3 protein-coding genes and 1 pseudogene are annotated in these 3,474 nt (G+C 41.1%); 2 read left to right on the top strand and 2 right to left on the bottom strand.

The genetic code is table 11. From position 1 onward, the window contains the following. The coding region (locus HCUR_RS08900; protein WP_165780872.1) for a hypothetical protein at window positions 1–284 on the top strand (284 nt) is incomplete at its 5' end. A 42-nt stretch (window positions 285–326) separates the two neighbouring features. Here the strand turns inward: HCUR_RS08900 and HCUR_RS07440 are convergent. Further along, window positions 327–1,532: a phosphotransferase gene (locus tag HCUR_RS07440; protein ID WP_104207440.1), complete on the bottom strand. Its 1,206-nt coding sequence runs from the start codon at window positions 1,530–1,532 to the stop codon at window positions 327–329. Between the two features lie 93 nt (window positions 1,533–1,625). Between HCUR_RS07440 and HCUR_RS07435 the strand changes: the two genes are divergently transcribed. Next, window positions 1,626–2,702, top strand: a complete 1,077-nt coding sequence (locus HCUR_RS07435) for a hypothetical protein (RefSeq protein WP_104207439.1) — start codon at window positions 1,626–1,628, stop codon at window positions 2,700–2,702. Here HCUR_RS07435 and HCUR_RS07430 read toward each other — a convergent pair. Continuing rightward, a pseudogene (locus HCUR_RS07430) lies at window positions 2,703–3,474 on the bottom strand (helicase RepA family protein); the annotation flags it as partial.

The following is a 3,474-nucleotide window of genomic DNA, read 5'->3' as shown; positions in this document are numbered from 1 at the left end:
ATTTTGTCGGACCACTCGCAGAAATGCATGGAAAAGACGCAGTTGTTTTAGCCGCAAAAAACTTTGGTGGAATATTGCAGGACATCCAAATCAGGTCACGTTTTGCAAGCCACAATCAAATCATGTTCGCCTATGATATGGTCGTTCCAGCGCCGATTGGTAAGTTCAGGGCAGCGGTGCTGATGGAATTCACGAATCGACTCATCTCTAAAATCGAACTGTTTTATGATGCGAGCCCCTTTCAAGAAAAGAAAAACGAGATTTTTGGAGGTGACAGTAAGTAATCAAGTCAAAATCCCAAAAAATAACACATCCAGCTTACAGTTTTAACTTTGAAACGCTGGATATAAACCAAGTGGTCTGGCGTCATGCCATTTTTCATAAGCATGCGCTAGCATTTGCTCGGCTGACTGACGTAAATGCGGAAGCATATTATGTTCTTTTGACACCTTTATAAATGCTTGCAATCTTGAGATAACCCGTGGACGGGCAAGGTCCGCTTCTGGCTTCCATAATGAATCAGTAGGTACAGGACCGGATGACCAGCACTCATCTTTATCCATGATACGCAGGGCAAATGGCATGGAGCTGAGTAGCCAAAACCCACAGGCCGAAACATAGTTTTCATTATATTTTCTGTCGTCAAGGCTTGCCCTAATTTTGCTTGCAATTGTTTGCCTATAGAATCCTTCTAGCTCTAATATCATTTCTTCAGGCAAAGCTTTGGCGCACCAACAGGTTGGGAAATTCATCCTAAAGTAAGTTGCATCTAATAAATTATTTCCAGGCCTTGCCCACTCAAAATCAATCAGCTGAAGCTCGTCCTTATCTTCATGGTCAAATATGTTGTCAGGACAAATATCACTATGAGTTAGCACATAGAAATCGTCTGGGCTTAAGCTCATTTTGATAACGTATATAACCTCTTGTTTTAGTTCATTTGTAAAAGCAATATCAAAGTTATTACAAACAAGCTCTAATTTAGGGATCAAATCTTCTTCGTTCCATTTGATGCGGTCTTCTAGCGTTTCCTTATTCGGATGAGCTGAGGCCAATAATTCATCATATTCCCCAAGACGTTCATAACTTGCCATATGAAAATGAGCAAGAGATTTGGTAAAGCGCTTGAGCGCTTCTAGTGCTTTACCCGGATCAGATTTAGTCAAACTATCAACGAGGCTGATAGGCGTGTTTCCTAGATCTTCAAGTAGGATAAACCTAAAACTTTGGCTTACGCCTAAAAACTTAGGAATGCTGTGATTAATGTCAGACCCGTTCAAGAATTTAAGCCCGGCAAAATCTCTAGCGAATCTTGCTAGGATATCTTCATCAGTAGTTTCCTGACTTTTGTTAGAGATTGACTGTTTGAAGATAACAGATCGTGTATCGCAGTTGTTAGTAGACAAGAACAAACGTGCAATCCTATTTCTTCGGTTAGGCTCGCTTAAGAATTTGACATCGCTGATTGTAACTTCGCCACCAAAACAATCTTCCAAAGCTTTAGTAACAGCCTCGAGTAAATCTGGTTCCATGATCATATCCTAAAAATTACCTTATTGTGCATGTTGATAAATCGCAGCATCAATTAAAAAACACATAGCTAACATAATATACGCACAAAGTGTTTGCTTGAGTCCAGCAATTCATGGATTAATCCGAATCAGGTTTATCTAGAGGCGGCCCATCATCTTGGACAGCTTGGCTTTATGCAGCTTAAAGAACATTATTTTATCAAATGCGCCAATCCTTTAGATGCGTTGGATTTTGACAATCTGATTAATCCCGATTGTGAGAATAAAATTGCTATTGCTGATGATTTTGATGAATCATGCGATGATCTCATGTGCGAGGAATGCGGACGTTACATTTTACCCATAAGCCATCAAAAACAGCGTTTTCATGTTGTCTCTTTATTCTTAAAAAAGCAGGCTATATTGCAGTGGCTTGAATCTGAGCTCAAAGAATTTACGTTTAAAAATCAGAGCGCCGGGGTTTATCATATTTTGTTGGACTCTGGCTTTGTAACGATAATCTTACCTGATTTTATCGATAACCCTTCATATTTAGCTGTAGATCGCCTCAAGGCACAGCCGACGCTGATCATCACATTACGAAAAACCTTACCGCATTTGCCATTTGATGTGCACACTATAAGATTATCAGATTTGATGAGCGAAAGGCTGTCTTTACAGCAAGGCTTGCATATGGCGATTGAGCATGGCCTACCAAGGGAGCTTCCAAACGTTTCAAGGCAGATATTGCCTTTTGTTTCTTTGCATCAACCTAAGATAGCTGAAAAGCCAACAATATACAGCATTACCATTGATAGCGACGGTATTTTTGTGGGCGGCATTCATGTTATTGGTAAACAAGCGCCAAGCCGCATTCAGATTTTCAGGATTTTACTGGAGCAATATTGGCGGGATTTCGAAGAAGGCAAACCTAAAGAAATGCATACACCTCTTAATTTGAATCAAATTGCTGAGCGCCTGGAACCCCATATGGGACTGATTGATGATTTAGAGCAGCAAATCCGAAGGCCGCTTAACAAAATGCAAAAGGCGATTGAAGAGACCCTGGCTAAAGAGCTGGGCGTTAACATCAAACGTGATGATATCATTCAAACCCTTGGCTGGCCTGGCTTTAAGAAGCAGGAATATGGCTACCGTCTAAACCCTTTCAATCTGGTATTCACAAAATAGCTAATCATGATAAAACCAAAGAGAAGGATTTTCTAAAGGGATGATCGCCCCATCTTCAGCGGACTTATAATGGGTTGGTAAAATAGGCTGAAAGTGCGTAGTTTCTTCGCCTGTTTCAGAATCAACTTTTGTCTCCTTCAAATCCATAGCCTCCACGCATAAAAATCCATATTTTGATTTACGGGCAGCGGTTCTACAGAATTTGATGTAGCCTTTGGTGGCAAGTACATCAATACGATCACGAATGGAATGCTGGCCGCCTAGACCTGATCTATTTTCAAAAGCTCTGCAGAACTGGCTTGCGGTGTAAAGTTTACCTTTACGTGCTTCATCATAAATGAGCTGTAAAATGATATCGTGTTTACGCCTGCGTTCTGCGTTCAACTTTTCACCGTAATGCTTATTGACCAAACGCTGAGATTCTTCTTCCAAGATAGACCATTTTCCTCCCATTTTATCGACCCATTTATTATCAATGCGCTCGCCGTTGCGCAGTTCAAACATCAATTGCCTGGGCGTTTTGGTTTTATCAGGCCGAAACAAAATCATACCGGTGGTATAAAAACCTCTGAGGGCGCCGGCACCACTAAGTGACTGGAAAGGATCTTCTTCCAAAAGCTTTTTGGTAATCTTCTTGGTGTGATGGGCAACAATCATCCCGGCATTGGGATTCACCAAATGACGCAGGCGTTCAAGCCTTTCTTGTAAGAAGAACAGCATGGCGTTGTTATCATTTTCAGTGCCATGATCTCCGGCATCAAAGATGTTACGC

The organism is Holospora curviuscula (assembly GCF_002930195.1).
GTDB lineage: Bacteria > Pseudomonadota > Alphaproteobacteria > Holosporales > Holosporaceae > Holospora > Holospora curviuscula.
Note: the sequence above shows the minus strand (reverse complement) of the source record. Positions and strands in the feature narration are given on the sequence as shown.

Excerpts from the sequence above, each read along its gene's own strand:
- HCUR_RS07440 (WP_104207440.1), bottom strand. The coding sequence starts at position 1,532 with ATGGAACCAGATTTACTCGAGGCTGTTACTAAAGCTTTGGAAGATTGT.